This window comes from Streptomyces sp. NPDC001393 (genome assembly GCF_053597455.1).
Genome location: NZ_JBSFIH010000038.1, coordinates 35,471 through 54,015, shown reverse-complemented (window position 1 = coordinate 54,015; position 18,545 = coordinate 35,471). Strand labels below are relative to the sequence as shown.

14 protein-coding genes are annotated in these 18,545 nt (G+C 70.5%); 9 read left to right on the top strand and 5 right to left on the bottom strand.

Annotation, left to right across the window (positions count from 1 at the left end; genetic code table 11):
- Positions 1–267 precede the first annotated feature (267 nt).
- Positions 268–579 (bottom strand): cyclic nucleotide-binding domain-containing protein, encoded by a 312-nt coding sequence (locus ACWC2T_RS31575; protein WP_388767505.1) that lies wholly within the window; start codon positions 577–579, stop codon positions 268–270.
- Complete coding sequence (locus ACWC2T_RS31570; RefSeq protein WP_351217213.1) at positions 579–1,031, bottom strand: MarR family transcriptional regulator; 453 nt, start codon at positions 1,029–1,031, stop codon at positions 579–581. Before ACWC2T_RS31570 ends, ACWC2T_RS31575 begins: the two co-directional genes overlap by 1 nt.
- Positions 1,032–2,124: 1,093 nt before the next feature.
- Here ACWC2T_RS31570 and ACWC2T_RS31565 point away from each other — a divergent pair.
- Together ACWC2T_RS31565 and ACWC2T_RS31560 are read left to right on the top strand one after the other, a co-directional pair.
- On the top strand, positions 2,125–3,390 hold the full coding sequence (locus ACWC2T_RS31565) for a ParA family protein (protein WP_450673753.1): 1,266 nt from the start codon (positions 2,125–2,127) through the stop codon (positions 3,388–3,390).
- Positions 3,387–4,640, top strand: coding sequence for a ParB/RepB/Spo0J family partition protein (locus ACWC2T_RS31560; RefSeq protein ID WP_450673752.1), 1,254 nt, complete (start codon positions 3,387–3,389; stop codon positions 4,638–4,640). Before ACWC2T_RS31565 ends, ACWC2T_RS31560 begins: the two co-directional genes overlap by 4 nt.
- Positions 4,641–4,785: 145 nt before the next feature.
- Here the strand turns inward: ACWC2T_RS31560 and tpg are convergent, their stop codons facing one another.
- Positions 4,786–5,340 (bottom strand): telomere-protecting terminal protein Tpg, encoded by a 555-nt coding sequence (gene tpg, locus ACWC2T_RS31555; RefSeq protein WP_450673751.1) that lies wholly within the window; start codon positions 5,338–5,340, stop codon positions 4,786–4,788.
- 6 nt (positions 5,341–5,346) lie between these two features.
- Positions 5,347–7,611, bottom strand: coding sequence for a telomere-associated protein Tap (gene tap, locus ACWC2T_RS31550; protein ID WP_450673750.1), 2,265 nt, complete (start codon positions 7,609–7,611; stop codon positions 5,347–5,349).
- Positions 7,612–8,447: 836 nt separating this feature from the next.
- Here tap and ACWC2T_RS31545 point away from each other — a divergent pair.
- The 6 genes from ACWC2T_RS31545 to ACWC2T_RS31520 all read left to right on the top strand — a co-directional run bounded on the left by ACWC2T_RS31545 (position 8,448) and on the right by ACWC2T_RS31520 (position 15,278).
- A complete protein-coding gene (locus ACWC2T_RS31545; protein WP_450673786.1) occupies positions 8,448–9,473 on the top strand; it encodes a bifunctional DNA primase/polymerase in 1,026 nt (341 codons plus the stop codon).
- A complete protein-coding gene (locus ACWC2T_RS31540; RefSeq protein WP_450673749.1) occupies positions 9,470–11,011 on the top strand; it encodes a DNA primase family protein in 1,542 nt (513 codons plus the stop codon). The genes ACWC2T_RS31545 and ACWC2T_RS31540 overlap by 4 nt, the downstream gene beginning before the upstream one ends.
- A gap of 193 nt (positions 11,012–11,204) precedes the next feature.
- Entirely contained in the window at positions 11,205–11,588 is a 384-nt protein-coding gene (locus ACWC2T_RS31535; RefSeq protein WP_450673748.1) for a DUF6009 family protein, read from the top strand.
- 644 nt (positions 11,589–12,232) lie between these two features.
- Positions 12,233–13,345 carry a bifunctional DNA primase/polymerase gene (locus tag ACWC2T_RS31530; protein WP_450673747.1) on the top strand — a complete coding sequence of 371 codons (1,113 nt, stop codon included), beginning with the start codon at positions 12,233–12,235 and terminating at the stop codon, positions 13,343–13,345.
- Positions 13,342–14,907, top strand: coding sequence for a DNA primase family protein (locus tag ACWC2T_RS31525; protein ID WP_450673746.1), 1,566 nt, complete (start codon positions 13,342–13,344; stop codon positions 14,905–14,907). The genes ACWC2T_RS31530 and ACWC2T_RS31525 overlap by 4 nt, the downstream gene beginning before the upstream one ends.
- Positions 14,904–15,278 (top strand): DUF6009 family protein, encoded by a 375-nt coding sequence (locus tag ACWC2T_RS31520; RefSeq protein WP_351217195.1) that lies wholly within the window; start codon positions 14,904–14,906, stop codon positions 15,276–15,278. The genes ACWC2T_RS31525 and ACWC2T_RS31520 overlap by 4 nt, the downstream gene beginning before the upstream one ends.
- Before the next feature lie 120 nt (positions 15,279–15,398).
- Here the strand turns inward: ACWC2T_RS31520 and ACWC2T_RS31515 are convergent, their stop codons facing one another.
- Positions 15,399–17,393 (bottom strand): acyl-CoA dehydrogenase family protein, encoded by a 1,995-nt coding sequence (locus ACWC2T_RS31515; protein WP_450673745.1) that lies wholly within the window; start codon positions 17,391–17,393, stop codon positions 15,399–15,401.
- A 407-nt stretch (positions 17,394–17,800) separates the two neighbouring features.
- On the opposite strand from ACWC2T_RS31515, the gene ACWC2T_RS31510 reads away from it, so the two are divergent.
- Complete coding sequence (locus ACWC2T_RS31510; RefSeq protein ID WP_450673744.1) at positions 17,801–18,484, top strand: ScbR family autoregulator-binding transcription factor; 684 nt, start codon at positions 17,801–17,803, stop codon at positions 18,482–18,484.
- Positions 18,485–18,545: the final 61 nt, after the last annotated feature.

Here is an 18,545-nt window from a genome sequence, read left to right as displayed (position 1 = left end):
TCGTCGCCGCCCCTCCCCCGCACGGTCCGCGCAGCGCGCCGGGCTATTACGGCGTAATAGCCCGCCCCCCGGATACGGGCCGAACGCCCCCGGATCCCGGCCGGACGCCCGCCGGCACGACCGTTCACGGACACCGGACCGCGCCGGACTGGCCGCGATGGAGGCCGCCCCCGCCGACCGCGTGACTCTTTGGCGTCCCGTCAAGGAGAACGTCCTGGGGAGCGGACCTCATGTACGTGACGTCAATGAGGTGCGCTCCCCAGGACGTCAGGTCGCGCGGCGCAGCGGGACGACGACGTTCTCGCCCATGCGCTTGGGGTCGAGACGGTAGTACTTGATGTGCCCGATTCTCTCGGTCTCCTCGAGCCAGCCGGCCTCGATGACCTGCTTGCGGGTGCGGGAGAAGACGGGCGGGGCCATGCCGACGAGCTTGGCCAGATTGGCCGCGGTCTCGAGGACGGCGCCGGACCGGTCGGTCGGGTGCAGGGCGTACAGCATGACGACGAGACGCTGGTTGGCGCTCATGCCGGCTGTCTTCTCAAGCAGCTTGAGGTTCTTCTGCTTGTCGTCGCTGCTGATCACTGGACCTCCCACCGTGCAGGAACATTGTCGTCGAATCCAGGGATGTCCGGCGGGTTGCAGGTCTTCACTGCTTCGCGCTGCTCGATCCCTGTGCCGTGGAAGGCGATGTAGGGGCTGATCCGGTAGAAGTTGTAGTTGCCGATGCGTCCACGGATGATCAGGATGCGGTGTTTGGCAAGCTTCCTGTTGATCTTTCCCACGGCGTCGGTGGACATGCCCACCCGTTTGGCGATGTCCGCTCCAGTGGCCCTGAGCGGCTCCATGCCCTCGGGCGAGACCCCGATCCACCACAGGACGAGGAACTTCTGACTGGGCGTGAACGCCTTGGACTCCGTGATCGCCTCGACTCGCGCCTTGTCGACCTGTGTGTGCCGGCCGGAAAAGGCGTACGGCGCATAGGGGACCGGCTCGCCGGTGTCGGCGTCGACCAGTCTGCGTACTGCTCCCAACGGGCCCTCCGTGGAAGGGGGGTGATTGGTGGTTCATGAGGGACGGCCGTGAAGCCGACCAGATGAACTTAACGTACATGAGCATGAAGTCAATCAGCTCCGCCTGTCGGCCGTGTCGCCTGCCGTCCCGTCAGGGATCCCGCTGCGCGCTCCCGAGCGCTCGGGGCTGTGCGCTCACGGCTGCCCGGACACCGACTCATGTACGTCACGTCAATCTGGTGCGGTCACAGGATCGTGGTGCCCGGTTCCTGCAGTCGTGGTGGCGGTTTCCTCAGTCGCTGTCACGGTCTGCTCGGACGTGGTGAGAGGTTGCTGGGACCGGGTGGTACGTCCGAGGGAACCGGGGACCCGGATCCGCGGATCGTTCTGCACGGTCCCCCGAACTGCCTGCCAGTTCCCACGGTCTTGGTCGATCGGTACGTTTTCGCAGGTCAGAGCCGTATTGGCAGGTGCGCTCTCTTCCCTCTGTAATCGGCGGGCAGCCGGTCCCGGGAAACATCCGTGCTCGCATCCGACAGCCGGACCACCTCACCTCAGCCCCACGGCAGGTGCGCCCCGTCGGGCCCTCGCCTTGACGGTTGACCGGGCCCCGGTCCAGCGCGTGCCCGGTCCAGGACCCCGCACGCACGACCCCGTTGCTTCCCGGCGCGCACGGCTCGAGCCACGACGAAACGGGTGCGCGCCGGGAAGTGGCGGGGCAGCGGGGTCCAGGGGCCGGCGAAGGCCCCTGGTACCACGCAGCCGAGCCACCTCCGAGGTCCAGGCACTCACCCGGGCTTGGACGACGGCGCGTTCTGGCGGCGGCCTGTCGGTGACCGGCACCCACGTCGACCGGCACCCGACGAGACCTCTGCGGGCACCCGCGGGAGAGCTCTGGGCGTGTGCACGAGGTGGGCTGGAGGTCGGCCGGAGCCCAGTCGTGGGGCAGTCGGCTATTACGGCGTAATAGCTCCGGAGGGTCGGTCGCGTGGCAGGGGGCTATTACGGCGTAATAGCCCTTGGGGCCGACGCGAGGGCCTGGCGCTCCCTCAGAAATGTTTCAACTAACGTGTCGATGCTTCCAAGGATCTTGAACGTTAGTAAGGTGTCGTCCATGAGTTCGCCAGCCACTTCCAGCGACCGCGAGAAGGTCGTCTCCAAGCTGCCGGGATGGCTCCGGCAGAACCTCAAAGTCAGAGCCGCCCAGCACGGCATCGAGATCCAGGCGGCCGTCGAGCAGGGCATCCGGGACTGGTGCACGCTCGCCTCCACTCCCCCGGCCATCGACACCTCACGCGCCGACTCGTTCTCCACGTTCCTGCCGCCCGGCCAGTGGGACGAGTTCCGACAGGTGGCCACGGAACGCCGGGTCTCGCTCATCCAGGGCCTGGCCCAGTCCGTCCAGCTGTGGCTCGACTCCAATCCCGCGCCACACGTGGAACGGCCCGAGATCACCCGCCGCATCATCGTGTGCAACCAGAAGGGCGGCGTCGGCAAGACAGCGATCACGGCGGGCGTCGGCGAGGCGTTCGCCGAGGACGTCAACAGCCTCCACGCCGTCAGGGTGGCCAAGGCTCTCACCGAAGCCCTGCGGGCGAGCGACACCCCGTCCGATGAAGTGCCCGGCGGCGAGGACCCGCTGAGCGTGGAGAACCTCCCGGGGCTCGGGCTGCGCGTTCTGCTGGTCGACTTCGACCCGCAGTGCCACCTCACCAACCAGCTCGGGGCGGCGCCCCTACCCATGAACGGCGACAGCCTGACCAATCACATGGCGGGCGATCCCAAGGGCGAGCTTCGGGACCTCATCGTCTCGGTGGACGACGAGGCCTTCGGCGGCCGGCTCCACCTGCTGCCCGCCTGCAACGACGCCTTCCTGCTCGACGTCCGTCTCTCCGCCGTACGCGCCAGGGAAGCGGCACTGGAACGTGCCCTCGCCCCGCTCGAGGCCGATTACGACGTAATCCTCGTCGACTGCCCGCCCAGCCTGGGTCTGAGCATGGACGCCGCCGCGTACTACGGCCGCCGGCGCGCCGGTGAGAAGGTGGGGCAGTCCGGCGCCCTGATCGTCGTCCAGGCCGAGGACAGCTCGGCGGACGCCTACGAGCTGCTCACCACTCAGATCGACGATCTGCGCGGCGACTTGCAGGTCGACATCGACTACCTCGGCATCGTCGTCAACCTCTACGACTCGCGCCGTGGCTTCATCGCCACGTCCTCGCTCCAGGGGTGGGTCGACATAAAGGATCCTCGGGTCGTCGGGCTCATCGGTGATCTCAAAGAGCAGAAAGAAGCAGTCCGGATGAAGCGGCCCCTGCTGTCCTACGCCCCCAAGTCGCAGCAGGCGATCGGGATGCGCGCGCTGGCCCGGGAGATCGTATGAGCAAGGCCGACCAGTTGGGAGCCGGCCGGTTCGGTGGGGGAGTGCGCTCGGTGAGCGCGCGCCGCCAGGCCGTGGCCGCCGCCACCGGGGTGCCCACCGAGGGCGTCGCCCCGCCCACCGAGCTTCCGCCGCATCGCATCAGCCTCAACCCCGACAACCCCCGCTCCAGTCTGGGCGACCTCACCGATCTCGCGGGCAGCCTGAAGACGCACGGCCAGAAGCAGGCGATCACGGTCATGAACCGCGACGCCTACATCAAGGCCAACCCCGAGCGTGAAGCCGACCTCGAACCCGACACCACCCATGTGGTCATCGATGGCAGCAGCCGCCTTGCCGCCGCCCGCGAGGCGCAGCTCACCGCGGTCAAGGTGATGGTCAGCGACGACCAGGGCAGCAACTCCGAGGAACTCCTCGAGTCCGCCCTTGTCGCCAACATCCACCGGCACGACCTCGGCGAGCTCGACGAGGCTCGGGCGCTGCGGCGCCTGCTGGCCATCCACGGCAGCCAGACCGCGCTGTCCAAGCGGCTGCACCGCTCCCAGGGCTGGGTCTCGCAGCGCCTCGCACTGCTCAACCTGACCCCCGAACTGCAGAGCCGGATCGGTGAGGAGCCCATCGATCTGCTGCGTGCCGTGGCCAACAAGCCGGCTGCGGAGCAGGAGGTGGCGCTGCGGGAGCTCAAGGACGAGCGGGCCCGGAAGGACGAGGAGCGGCGCGGCCGGAAGAAGGCGGACGAGAGCGAGACGCCGGCATTCACCGGCCCGCGGCAGCCGGGGCAGCCGGGGGAGCCGGAGGGCTATTACGGCGTAATAGGAGACGGTGAGCCGGGCGCGCCTTCGGTGACCGGTCAGGTGGAACGGACCGGCGGTGCCGGGTCGGGGCAGCGGTCCGGGATGTCCGACGGCTATTACGGCGTAATAGGGGATGCCGCGCCGGGCGCGTCGGCCTCGGGTGCCTCGTCAGCGCCGAGCGCTGGTGACGCGGATGCGCAGCAGCCCGTGCCGGTGCCGCGGACGGAGACGTCCGGCATCGGCACGGAGACGGATGCCTCGATCGGCTCCCATCCCCGCCGGGTGCCGTACAACGAGCCCGGCCCTCTCGCCATGCTCCTGGACCGGAACATCGCGGGCGACGACACCTTCTTCGACCTGCTCCGGTTCCTGTGCAAGAAGGGACTGGAGCGGAACCCCGACCGGCTCGCCGAGCTGGCGCAGTCGTTCGCCGAGCAGGCCGCCGTACAGGGCGACTGATCTCTGACAGCACCAGCGCAATGGGCCGGCCCTCTCGGGGGTCGGCCCATTGCGCTTCTCCCCGGCTATTACGCCGTAATAGGTCGCTGGGGTCGCGCCGACTATTACGGCGTAATAGGTCGACCCGTCGCGAGGCCCGCCGGCCCTACAGGGAGATGTCGATCTGTTCGACGTCGGTGAACTCCACGTCCAGGCCCTGGGCTCGGGTGTTGTCGGCCCGGAAGTACATCTCGCCCAGGCCCTGCGCCGCGATCTGCAGCAGCTGGTCCTCGGTGGCTCCGGCGTCCCGGGCCTCAAAGAGCCGCTCGGCCCAGCGGGGGGGCAGGGCCTGGGTGATGTCGCGGATGCGGGCGTCCTCGGTGGTGCCCGGGGCTGCCGTGAAGCCGAACCTACCCCGGGTGGCGAAGACCAGGCCGTCGGTGGTGACGGCCTTCTGCTTCGCCCTGGCCCGGACCTGGGGCTGCCAGCGGCTGCGTACCTCGCGCTCCAGGCGGGCGGCGAGCTCCCGGCGGGGGTGCTTCAACTGACCGGTCACATACCGTTCCACGGTGCGCTGGGAGACGCCCAGCAGTTCGGCGACCCGCCTGGTGCCCTTGAGTTGCCTGACGAGATATCTCATCTGGGCCGGGGCGCTCTTGGGGATCGGGCGGGTGAACGCCTGCTCCAGCGCACGGTCCAGGCTGTCGCCTACCGAGTCCATGGCCGGTTACTCCCCTTCGGTGGCGGTGCCGTCGTTCTTGATGTGGTTGGCGATGTTGAACACACCGCCGTGCTGCTCGAACTGTTCCTCCGCCCACAGCACGGTCTGTGTGCCCTGGTGCTTGACCATGCCGGGGCTCACGCCCAGCCGGAACGTGCCCGGCACGGGCTTGCCTTCGGGGGTGTACGGCAGGAAGTCCAGCGGGCTGGGGCCGGGGGAGGGGTAGACGAGGGCGTCGGTGCCGATGGCGACGGGATAGAGGTCGGTGGCGGCCGCCGTCTTCATGATCTTGCGGTGCATGCTGACCCGGACCGTCGCCAGGACGGCCGCGCGGATGTCGGGGCGCCAGGTCGGCCGGGAGAGCGCCGGCCACGGTTCGTAGTACGGCACCTGGCCCCGGTTGCGCTGGCGCAGCTTGCCGATGCCGCCCTTGGCCGTCGCCTTGATGGCCTTGAGGACCAGGGCCAGCGTCGGATCGGCGTGCCGGGAACGGGCCATGGCGTGCAGGAACTCCTCGCCCTCCATCGCGGTGCTCACCCCGAGGTCGGCCATGGTGGCGATGTACGCGTCGCGCAGCCGTTTGTACCAGGGGTCGAGGTAACGGCCGGTGCGGGTACGGACGTACGCCTCGACCGGCGCGACGTCGAAGCCGAGTTCCATCGCGTACGCCACGGTCGGCGTGGCGTACCAGGCGGGGCCCTCGGGCCGGTCGCCCCTCGGCGTGAACGGCGACGGGAGCCGGTCTGCGTCCAGCGTGCGGCCGCCCACCTCCACCCGGGAGAGATCGACGTGGGAGAGGTCCACCAGCCATGAGCCGGGCAGGGCGGGGTCGAAGCGGGGGTTGCCGGTGAGGTGGGTCGGTCCGTTCAGCCCGACGGTCAGGCCGTTGGCGGCCGCCGCAAACGCCATGTTGACGTCGATGGCGACCAGGTACGGCTTCATGCACTCGTCGTCGGTGAGCTCCCGGCACCAGTCGTACGGCTCCTCCAGCAGCATCTCGGCCGGGGTCCGCTGGTGGTGGCGGGCGAACCTGCCCTTGAGCAACGGGTGCTCGTCCGGGACCTCGCACTCGACGACGTCGTACACCTCGGTGAGGGCGTCGGCGTTGAAGGCCTGCCGGAACTCTCCGGTGTCCGGGTCCTTCTCGGCGCGGGTCGGCGGGCGCAGCGCCGTCATCAGCTCCAGGCCGGTGACCGCCGTGGTGCCGCGCGGGGTCATCACCCGCTCCGCGTAGGTGCCGAGGAACCGGGCGAGGTCGGCGGCCGGCATGGTCGGCAGACGGGGGTCGGTCTTGTCGTCCCACTCCTCCACGGGGAGGGCTCCCCAGGTCGGAATGCACAGCTGGACGCAGCGGCGGCGGGCGCCTTCCGGGTCGCGGTAGAGGCGCGCCCACGGGCCGAAGCCGAGCTGGGTGAGCTGCAGTTCTGCCTTCTTGACCTGCTTGACCACCTTGTGGTTGTCGTGCAGGCGTCCGGCGCGCCGTTCCTCCGATGACAGGGTGACGGGCAGGCCGTAGCGCTCCAGGGCGGCGGGGGGGAGGACCAGGACGGGATCGGCGTCGCGGCCGTGCCGGTGCAGTCGGGACTGGCCGAGCCTGGCCTCGGTCAGTGTCCAGTCCACCAGGGCCGCGACGCTCTTGGCAGGCACGTCCAGGACGAGGCCGCCCACGCAGTAGGCGGCCACCTGGTCGCCGTCGACATCGATCACGGCGAGGGGGCCGTTCTCGAAGCGGGGGTCGGAAGCGATGGGGGGCGCCGAGGGGCCCGGCCTGCCGGTCGGTTTCCTCGGCGCGGTCTTCGGCCGGGGCCGGGCCGGGGGGCACGGGCCGAGGGGCTGTGCGTTGGGCTGCTGTGCGCTGGTCTGCTGTGTGTTCCCGGCCGGGGGGCTCGCGCTGGTCGGCGGGGCCGGTTGCGGCAGTACAGGGGCCGCGGGGGGCCGGGGCGGCGCAGGCTCCGGCGGGACGGCGGCGGCTGGGGGAGTGGAGGCCGGGGGAGTGGTGGGCGGCTCCGGGGACGGGGCGGGGAAGCGTTCGGCCAGCTTCTCCAGGAAGCGGGCGTAGGCGGCCCGCTGCGGGGGGCGTGGCTCGTTCTTGCCCGACTCCCAGCTCGCGACCGTCTCACGGCGGGTGGCCAGCGCGGCCGCGACCTGTGTCTGGCTCAGCCCCGCGGCCTCCCGCAGGCGCCTGCGCTCGGCGGGCGACGGCAGGTCGTTCTGGGCGACTTCCTCCAGTAGCGCGTCGACCGCGCTGAACAGCTCGTCCTGAGTGGGCACGGAGCTCACCTCCCGTTCGCACCCTATCCGAGGTACTCACCGGATCCCCCATCGATTCGCTCGCGAATCACACATCGCTTCCCGAGTGGGGGCGAGGGGGCAGGGGCTGAGGAGGCAGGGACCAAGGGATCAGGGACTGAAGGCGCAGGGCCTGGAGGGGCTTTGGTCCCTGAGGCGTTTTGCCTGGTCAGACGGGGTGTCGGCCCTGTAACAGGGACTGAAGGGACTCAACTGCCCCCATTATGAGCGGAACTCAGTAGGGGGAGTGGGTTTTTCGTACGCGCGCACGCGTGTGAAGACCATCAAGATCAATATCTCTAGTTCAGCTCATAACTCCCGGCGTTCGGTCCCTTCAGTCCCTGCGGGGGGCGGGAAGACGGCGCTGACCTGCAGCTTTTCCGGCAGGGACCCAAGGGTCCGAAGGGACTCTGGCAGGGGCCGTACTTCAGTCCCTGCCCCCGGGCGGGGCCGGGGCGCTGGTGGTTCGCTCGAATCCCGCTCGAAAGTCCCTTCGGTCACTCAGAAAATGCGATAAACCGGCTTGTTCTGATGGGCCCAGGGGACACTAAGGTCCTCCGCAGGGACTCAAGGGACCGAGCGGTCCGATAGGACGGCGCGCGGGAGGGGAGCTGCACCGCCCCCGGAAGGGGCGGCCCTACACTCTGTGCGAAAGACAGTCCCTTCGGTCCCTGAGAACGCCTCATGCCCCCGGCCGACCTGGTGTTTTGCCATCTCACAGGGACCGAGAAACAACTGCGACGAGGACGATCCACGTGCCCTGCCACGGTGAGACCCAGGCGCCTGCCCCCCGGGGCGGGCCGGCGACGCCGCACTCGGTGGCCCGCTGGTGCGCGGCGCAGGGCTGGCCGGTCCATCCGCTCGCGCCGGGGCGTAAGACCCCTGCCGCCAACTGTCCGGCGTGCAGGGACCGGAGCCACGATCCCCGGACCTGCCCGTGCCCGGCCGAGGGCCGGGCCTGCCACGGCTTTCACGCCGCGACCACCGACCAGGAACGCATCGACGCCTGGTGGGGGCAGAGTCCCTCGGCCGGTGTCGGCATCGCGTGCGGCCCTGCGGGACTGGTCGTCATCGACGTCGACGCCCACCCGGCCCCGGTGCCGGACCGCGGCCGGCTGCTGCCGGGCATTCCCATTCACGAGACCGTGGATCTGGCCGGTCTCGCCTCGGGTTTCGACACGCTCGCGTTGCTGGCGGCCTTCCGCGGGCAGCCCGACCCGGCCCGGGACGAGGGCACGCTGCGGGTGCGGACGCCGTCGGGCGGCCTGCACATCTGGTACCGGGTCTCCGAGCCGGGCACGCGGTTTCGCTGCTCGACGGGGTCCAGCCCGAAGGTGGCGCTGGCCTGGCAGGTCGATGTGCGGGCGCACGGCGGGTACATCGTCGCCCCCACCACACGCACCGTTCAGGGCGCCTACGAGGCGGAGGGTCCCGCCCGGACACCGGCGCCGCTGCCCGCCTGGCTGCACGCCGAACTGGTGCGGACCGGGCACCGGCTCGCCCCTCCCGCGCCGCGGACACCAACCACAAGTGGTGGCGGGGGAGTGCGACGCAGGGCGCGGGGCGCGGCGGCGCGCCGGGTTCTCGAGCCGTTGGTGGAGGAGGTCAGGGCGTGCGGGGCGGCACCGGAGGGCACCGGGTTCACCGAGAAGCTCAACCGGGCCGCCTACACGGCCGGTGGGCTCGTGGCCGCCGGGCACCTTGAGCACGCGGAGATACGCGAGGAGTTGCTGGCCGCGGCACACAGCGCGCGTCCTTGGCAGGAACGCCGTAACGAGAAGATCATCGATGACGGGCTCGCCGCAGGGGGCGCGCGCCCATTCCACCTCGAAGGACGTACATGAGCAGCGCCGAGAGCACGCCGAGGTTCGATCCCCAGGCTGCCGCTCAGCAGATGCTCGAGCTGCAGGGGACCGAGCCGGTCAGCGCCGTCCTGCCCGCGCAGGTCTCACCGCCGCAGGTCCTCTCCGCGCCGGACGGCGCCCGGCAGGAACCGGTGCTGCTGCCGCCGCATCTGAGCGACCGCGGCAACGCCCGGCTGTTCGTGCAGCTGTACCGGGACCGGTTCCGGCATGTCGAGGGACTGGGCTGGTTCGCCTGGGACGGCTACCGCTGGAAGCGCACCGGCGGGGAGAAGGCGGCCCTGTGGGCGGCGGGCGAGATGGCCGAGGACCTGCCGGAGAGCGACCCGCTCGGCCGGTACGGCGACCGTGAACTGGCCACGCACAAACGGCGGACGCTGTCCACGACGGGGATCAAGGCGCTGCTCACCCAGGCGAAGGCGGCTCCGGATCTGTCGGTCGATCCCGACACCCTGGACGGGGATCCGTACACGCTGTGCACTCCGGCCGGGGTGGTCGATCTGCGCACCGGTCAGCTCCACAAGCCCGACCCCGAACGGGACTTCCACTCCCGCGCCACCAGTGTCGGGCCGCAACGGATGCCCACGCCACGGTGGGAACGCTTCCTGGCCGACACCTTCGGGGACGACGGCGAGGGCCGGGAGATGATCGGCTTCCTACATCTGCTGCTGGGTTACTCCATCACCGGAGACGTCGGCGCCCAGGTCCTGCCCTTCCTGTTCGGCGAGGGCAAGAACGGTAAGTCCGTGCTGCTCGACACCATGATCCAGATCCTGGGGGACTACGCGGACGCCGCGCCCCCGGGCTTTCTGATGGACCGGGGCGCATTCTCCGAGCACTCCACCGAGCTGACGGAGCTGCACGGCAGGCGCCTGGTGGTGTGCAGCGAGCTGAAGCCCAACGACAAGTTCGACGAGGCCCGGGTCCGCCTTCTCACCGGCGGCGACAAGATCAAGGCCAGGCGGATGCGGCAGGACTACTTCTCGTTCACGCCCACCCACCATCTGTGGTTGCTGGGCAACCACCGGCCCGAGGTGTCGACGGGCGGTTTCGCGTTCTGGCGCCGCATCCGGCTGATCCCGTTCACCCGGATCGTGCCCGCGGAGCGGCGCATCGACAACCTCGCCTTCGAGCTGGTCCGGGACGAGGGCCCGGGCATCCTCAACTGGCTCGTCGAGGGCGCGCGCCGCTACCTGGCCACCCGGGATCCCCTCGACGGGCCCGACCGGGTCCGGGTGGCGACCACGGAGTACGCGCAGACCGAGGACCACATCGGCCGTTTCCTGGGCGAGTGCTGCATCCGGGAGACCGCGGGCCCGGCCGAGCTGAGGGTGGAGCAGGGCCTGCTCTACAGCGCGTACCAGGGGTGGTGCACCGCGGGCGAGGGCATCCGGCCGGCCAGTCCACGGGCCTTCGCCACCCGGGTCCGGCAGGAGCTGGGTCTGCCCTCTCCCGCAGCCATGATCAAGTCCAACGGACGCAAGTACTACCCGGGGATCGCCCTCGCGGGGGCCGAATGACCGCCCCGGCCCGCCCGCAAGCCGTACAGCCGCACCTCCGCCCCGCGCGGGGGCCCTCCTACGATGGAGAGCGGACGGCCGTTCCCGCGGCGCTCTCCCGCCCCGCCCGCCGGGACGCGGACCACAGCACGACACGTACACGCCAGGCCCGGACCTCTGCCGAGGGCCGGTCGACGAAGGAGGGGCTGGAGCCATGAGCTCGCTTCTGAACGAGAGCGACCTCATCCACGAAGCGAAGGTGGTGTGGCTGGAGCCCCTGGACGGCCTCGACTACGTACGCCAGGCGCTCGACAAGACCAGGCGTCGCAACACCAAGCCGCCGTACGCCCGGGACGGGCGCATGGTCGGCTACGCCGTTCTCGACGACGGAGCCGAGGCAGATCCCGACAGCGGGCTGTACCGGCGGCGGGTGTTCTTCCTGCTGCCCCACGACCGGGACAGCCTTCCCGAGGGCCTGTACCGGGAAGGGGCGCCCGGGGAGGCTGTGGATCCGCGCACCATCGAGCCCAAGAAGCCCGGGAGCAAGACGCCTCGGTCCCAGAGCGGGCCGTCCGCCATGGTCACCGCCGCGTCGTGAACCGCGTCGCGGGTGCTGGGCCAAGAGCCCGCCCGGGGACGGGGTTCGACGGCTGAGCGGGCGGGTCCGGCCGCCTGGGTCGCTCGGGTCGCTGGTGCCGGGTGAACAGCCCGGTGCAGAAACGGTCATCCAGGTGCGGTCCAGAGTCGCTTGAGTCGCTTGGGTCGCTTCGAGGACAGCGACCCAAAGGGCGGCGGCCGGGGGCAGCGACTGAAGAACAGCGACCGAAGGCGGGTTGGGTCGCTCTTGAGTCGCTGGTCGGTCGCTGGGTAAAGGCCCTGGTCAGAGGCCGTTTTCAGGGAAAACAGCGACTGAAGCGACTCAAAGTTCGGGTATATGGAGACATTCGCGTGTGCGCGTGTATGCGTGCGCGTGCGCGTGTGGGCGTTATATGTAGGGAACTTGAGTCGCTTGAGTCGCTAATTGGCAGGTGAAGTGGCCTTGACCTGCGGTTTTGACAGCGACTCAAGCAGCGACCGAAGCAGCGACCGAGGGTTGTTCAGTCGCTGTGGGGGTCTCTTGAGTCGCTGATTGCCCTCTGGGGGAGCGGAATCGATTCTTCGTTCAGATGACCCCAGCTTGGTCGTCGCTTCGCTAGTGTGTGCCTGTTGTTGAGTCGCTTCGGTCGCTGACGGGGGAAACGCATGACCGATGAGCTGCGGGTTTTACGCAGCGACTCACCGCGGCCCGCTCCCGCCCGAGCGGGCGCCTCGCAGTCCCTGACCATCGCCCGGTGGTGCGCCGGCCGCGGCTGGCCGGTCCATCCGCTGGCGCCGGGACGCAAGACGCCCGCGGGCAACTGCGCGGCCTGCCGTGAGCCCGGGCACACCCACCGGGGGTGCCGCTGCCCTGCCGCCGGGCGCTGGTGCCACGGCTTCCGGGCCGCCACCCTGGACTTCGCCCGGATCGAGCAGTGGTGGGGAGCCCACCCGGAGTTCGGCGTCGGGATCGCCTGCGGGCCCGCCGGGCTGGTCGTCATCGACATCGATGCCCACGCCCGGCAACTGCCCGGCCGGGACCGCCTGCTGCCCGGCATCGACATCGCCGAGACCGTGGACCTGACGGGGCTCGCCAACGGCTTCCACACCATCGGCGTGCTGGCCGCGCTGCGCGGCGCCGCCTCTCCCGCGGACGACGAGACGACCCTGCGGGTGCGCACGCCCTCGGGCGGCCTGCACGTGTGGTACCGGGCCCTGTCCGGGCACCGCTGGCAGTGCTCCTCCGGGTCCGGCGGCGGCCGGGCGCTGGCCTGGCAGGTCGACGTACGGGCGCACGGCGGGTACATCGTCGCGCCGGGCACCGTGACCGGGGCGGGGATGTACGAGGCCGTGGGCACGGAGCGTGAGCCCGCACCGCTGCCCGCCTGGCTCGCGCGCGAACTGGAGCGCACCGGCCACCTGCCGCCCGCGCACGTCCCCGCGCCCCGCCCCGTGCCGCCCCGCGCCCGGCAGGCCGTCCTGGCCGCCTCGGGCGCCCACGGTGCCGCGGGCCGGGTGCTGGCAGCCCTGCTCGCCGAGGTGGCCGCCTGCGCGGCCGTCGCGGAGGGAGCGGGGTTCACCGAGAAGCTCAACCGGGCGGCGTACACCGCAGGCGGTCTCGTCGCCGGGGGCCTGCTGGACGCCGACGAGGCCGAGCGGGTCCTGCGCGAGACGGCGGCGCAGGCCCGGCCCGGGCAGGAGCGGCGCTACGGCGCCGTCATCCGCGGCGGACTGAGCGCGGGCCGTACCCGCCCGCTGTCCCCGGGAGGCCGGCCGTGACGCGGGGCCAGGACAACGCCCTCTTCGACGCCGGCTCGGTCGCCGCACAGATCCTGGCCCAGAGCGTGCCCCAGGCGCGTACGGAGGCCAAGAGCGTCCCCGAGGCACGTACGGAGGCCCAGACCTTCGCCCAGGCCCGTACGAAGGACCAGGGCGGCCCCAGGGCCGCCGGTGAGGCCACCGCCGACGGGCTGCTGCCCGACACCCTCAGCGACCGTGGCAACGCCAAGCTCTTCGTCAGCCTCTACGCCAACGACTACCGGCACGTGCCGGGGCTCGGCTGGTTCCGGTGGGACAGCACCCGCTGGCAGATCGACGAGGACGACACCGTGCTGTGGGCCGCCGGCGACCTGGCGGAGTCCCTGGCCACCACCGACCCGCGGGGGGTGCACAGCACAACCGCCCTGCAGCAGCACCGCCGGCGCGCGCTGAGCACCAGCGGGATGAACGCGATGCTCACCCAGGCCAAGTCCGCACCCGGCATGGTGCTCAACGCGGCGCTGCTGGACGCCGATCCGTACGCGCTGTGCACGCCCGGCGGCATCGTCGACCTGCGTACCGGGCTCAAGCGCATGCCGGACCCGAACCGGGACTTCCACTCCCGCTCCACCACCGCGACGCCCGAACCGATGCCGACGCCGCGCTGGGACCGCTTCCTCGCCGACACCTTCGGGGAGGGACCCGAGGGCGCGCAGATGATCGACTTCCTGCATCTGCTGCTGGGTTACTCCATCACCGGAGACGTCGGCGCCCAGGTGATGCCCTTCCTGTTCGGCTCCGGCAAGAACGGCAAATCGGTGCTGCTGGACGTGGTGATGAAGCTCGTCGGCGACTACGCGGACGCCGCGCCGCCCGGGTTCCTCATGGCCCGCCCCTACGAGGGACACCCCACCGACCTGGCCGAGCTGCACGGGCGCCGGGTCATCGTGTGCAGTGAGGTCAAGCCGGGGGACCGGTTCGACGAGGCCCGGGTGAAGCTGCTGACCGGCGGCGACCGCATCAAGGCACGGCGGATGCGGCAGGACTTCTTCAGCTTCCAGCCGACCCACAAGCTGTGGCTGCTGGGCAACCACCGGCCCGAGGTGGGGACGGGCGGTTTCGCGTTCTGGCGGCGGATGCGGCTGATCCCTTTCGAGCGGGTCGTGCCGGACCACCGGAAGGTCGACAACCTGGCCGACATCCTTGTCACGGAGGAAGGGGCGGGCATCCTCAACTGGCTCGTCGTCGGCGCGCGGCGCTACCTGAGCGGGGAGCGGGACCTGCTGGGCCCGGAGGCCGTGCGCATCGCCACCACGGCGTACGCGGAGACCGAGGACCACATCGGGCGCTTCCTCGGCGAGACCTGCCGGCGCGAGCCGGGCCTGAGGGCCGAACAGGCCGGTCTCTACGCGGCCTACCGGACTTGGTGTCAGAATGAGGGAGCCCCGGCCGTCTCGTCCCGGTCCTTCGCCGCGCGGGTCCGGGAGGTGGTGGGACTGGCGTCTCCGAAGGAGATGATCCTGTCCAACCAGCGCAAGTACTATCCGGGCATCGGGCTGGCCGCCGACGAGGAGACAGTATGAGCGCCCTCATCGCCGAGGACGAGATCGTCCACGAGGTCGACCTCGTCTGGCTCGAGGACATCAGCGGGCTGGACTACGTCCGTCAGAGCCTGGACCGGCTGCCGACCCGCCGGGGCAGGCCCGCCTACCACCGCGACGGCCGCATGGTCGGCTACGCGCTGCTCGGGCCGAAGGCCAAGCCCTCCCGGTCGTCGGGCACCTTCCGCCGACGGGTGTTCTGGCTGCTGCCGCACGACCGGGACACCGTCCCCGACGGGCTGTACGCCACCGGGGCGCCCGCCGAGGCCATCGATCCGCGCACCCTGGCGCCGGGGAGCAAGGGGCGCAAGACGGAGCGGTCGGAGGGCGGCGCGGTGTCGTCGTCCCTGTAGGAAGCGCCTGCACGACGGGACTCAGACGGACAGATGCCGGGTGGGCCCGAAGGCGCACACCCGGCACGGGAACGACGGCCGCGCGGGGGAGTGGGATGCGTCCCCTGAGCGGCGGTGGACCTATTCGGCGACGCCCGCGTACTCGGCGAGCGGAACCCGGCCGCTGTTGGCGATCGGAATGGCGTCCAGGTACTCCTGAGGCAGGTCGAAGGCGTCGACGAGGGTCCTCATGTGCGGAGCGAGCCCGTCGATGACCGTGTCGATGACGAACGGCAGTTCGCCGACGTGCTCGGCACTCATGTGAGCGTCCATCAGCAGGTCGCCGGTGTGGCTGCGGACCTGCTCCAGCAGGAACAGCAGGCACAGCCCGTCCAGCAGCCGCCGTGCCTCGGGCTGTGTCACCCGCTCCGTCGCCTCCAGGAAGGCGTCGGCGGCCCGCAGTCCGGCGTGCACGGAGACCATCTCCAGTGCGGGTGACGAGGCCCTGTTCCAGCGCGTCACCGGGTCCTTGGCGGGCCCGCGGCGCAGCGCAGCCCGCGCCCGCTTCTGCCAGACGGCCTCGGCCTGTGCCAGCAGGGAGCGTACGAAGCGGGGGTTGGTCAGTTCCTGCGGGCCGGCCGGCGAGGCGGCCCGGGACCGGGTGGTGTCGGTGGCGAAGAGCAGCTCCGCCGCCGCCTTGGCCCAGATCACCAGGTTGTCCCCCTCGGCGGTCACCGTTCCCTCGACGTAGTCCGGGAAGCCGGCGAGTGCGTTGACCGCGAACAGCCCCTGGGCGCCGCAGCGTTCACGGCACTCGGTGGTGATGGCACGGGCCTGCCAGGTGATCCACCCCTTGGTGACGGCGACCAGGCGCTCCGCCTCCTCGCGGGTCTCGGCGGTGTGCCCGGTCCAGGCGGTCACCGCCGACCGGTGCAGGAAGGTCATGGCATACGCCGTGGCCAACGACTTGAGCAGCCGGCCGTGATGGGTGCGGTGGGCGTTGACGGCGATGCGCTCGCCCGCCCTCGGGCCCGCCACCTGACGGTGCTCGCCGTAGCGGACGGCGATGGCCAGCGCGGCCCTGGAGGCGCCGACGGCCGCGCCGCTCATGCACATCTTCCCCACGGTGACCCGGCCGATCGAACGCAGGAAACGCTTGCGGCGGTTGCCCAGGGTGCTGGTGAGGGTGCCGTCGTGGCCGAGGCGGCCGTGCTCGGCCTCCAGGAGCGCCTCACGCGGCAGCCGTACCTGGTCGAAGGCGGTCAGGCAGTGGTCGACGGGAGCGCCGGGCCGCATCGGCAGCCGGCGTACCCGGACTCCCGGCAGCAGGCCGTGCTCGTCGCTCAGCGGGGTCAGGAACAGGTACACGCCCTGGTCCTGACCGTTCGCGATGAGGCGGGCCGCGACCACGGCGCTCTTGGGGCCGCCGGTGGTGCTGGTGTTGGGCATGAACTTCTGCGCCCCCGGGTGCGGGGTGTGCAGGATGAACCCGCCGGTGTCCGGGTCGAGTTCGGCGGTGGTCTCCAGCGCGGCGCTGTCGTTGCCATGGTCGAGTTCGGTGCACAGGAAGGTGCCGATGCGCCGCATGGAGGTGAACTCGGACAGGTCCCGCTGCTCTGCCGCCTCATGGTCGAGGAGGCTGCCGAGGAACAGGTTGTAGTGGATGCTCGCCACCGTGCACAGGCCCCCGCCGCCGTCCACGATCGCCGCCCACTCGTGCAGGCTCGCCAGCAGGCTCGGGTCGGTGGCGAGGCTCTCGGGGTCCCCGAGGGTGTCGTTCACCAACCGCAGCCACTCGTAGGACTGACCCGCCTGTTCGGCGGGTGAGCGGCCCGGACGGTGACGAAACGTTTCGTTGCGGATCAGCCGGCGCCACCGGCCGTGGACCCGCTCGCGCTCGCCGTCCTCGCCGAAGAGCAGCCGGGCCAAGTCCTGCGCGGGCGTGGCGTCGACGCTGCCGAGTCCCTCGAGGGCGAGCGTGTCGAGCGCGTGCAGATTGCCCAGCAGGCCGGCCCGAAGACGGTCGGTCCTCGGGTGGTCGCCCGCCAGGCCGGTTCGCAGCGGTTGGTCCGCCGCACGGCCGGCATCGCCAGAAGCGGTGGTTGGTATGCACGGCTGGGTTGTCAGAAGGGCCATGACCCTGTCCCCCGTCAATTCGCAGATCCGAGTAGGGATGCGCAGGACCCAGAAGATACGGACCTACCGGTTTTCTTATCAAGTCAAATAGCGGTAAAGTGTGAGTGGCCAGCGAGGGATCTTCGAGCATCTGCCTGGGGATCCGTAGCGGAATATCCGATTCTGCAGCCTCGTGGTCTAGGTTTATCCACGAGGCATGGGCCCGGTGAGGCGCGAGGAAACCGCACGCGAGGTTTTCTCTGGCATCCCTGCCGGGTGCTGGATTCGCGATAGTTGCGAATAAATGGGACATTCTCGAGCGCGCTGCGGCCCCGGTTGATCGCGGGGAGGGTGGGTGGCACAATACAAACCTGTCGGTTTATTTTTACCCAAGGAAACTGACCGGAGCCGATGCGGAGGTGAAGGCCGTGGCGCTGCAGGAACGGGCCATCAGAACGAGGCGGGCCATCCTCGTCGCTGCCGCCGCGGTCTTCGCCGAGGTGGGGTACGAGGCGGCGACGATCTCGGAGATCCTCCACCGGGCCAACGTCACCAAGGGGGCCCTGTACTTCCACTTCGCCTCCAAGGAGGAGCTGGCCCAGGCGGTGCTGGCCGGCCAGTTGGAGGCGATGCCGACCCCGCCGCCGCAGGAGCTGATGCTCCAGCAGGGCATCGACGAGGCCTTCCTGCTCGCGCATCTGCTGTCGGTGGGGGATCCGATGGTGCAGGGCAGCATCCGTCTGACGGTGGACCAGGGGGCCCCGAGCGACGGCCTGGACCGACGGGTGCCGATGAGCGGGTGGATCGAGCACAACATGGACCTCCTGACCAAGGCGAAGGAGAACGGCGAGCTGCTGCCGCATGTCGACGTCGCGGCGGCGGCACGGATGTTCGTCGGGGCGTTCACCGGCGTCCAGGTGCTCTCCAAGATCATGTCCAACCATGCCGACCTGCCGGAGCGGGTCTCGGACCTGCAGCGTCACCTGATGGCGAGCATTGCGGTCCCGGCGGTCCTCATGCAGCTCGACACGGCTGTCGACCGGGGTGCCCGGGTGTACGCCGCGGCACTGAGGCTGCGCGAGGCCGCCGAGAAGGTCCCTGCGGCCAGCTGACAGCGGCCGGGAACGGAGCTACAACCGAACAGTCGTCGGGGGCGTGACCGCGTACGCCTCC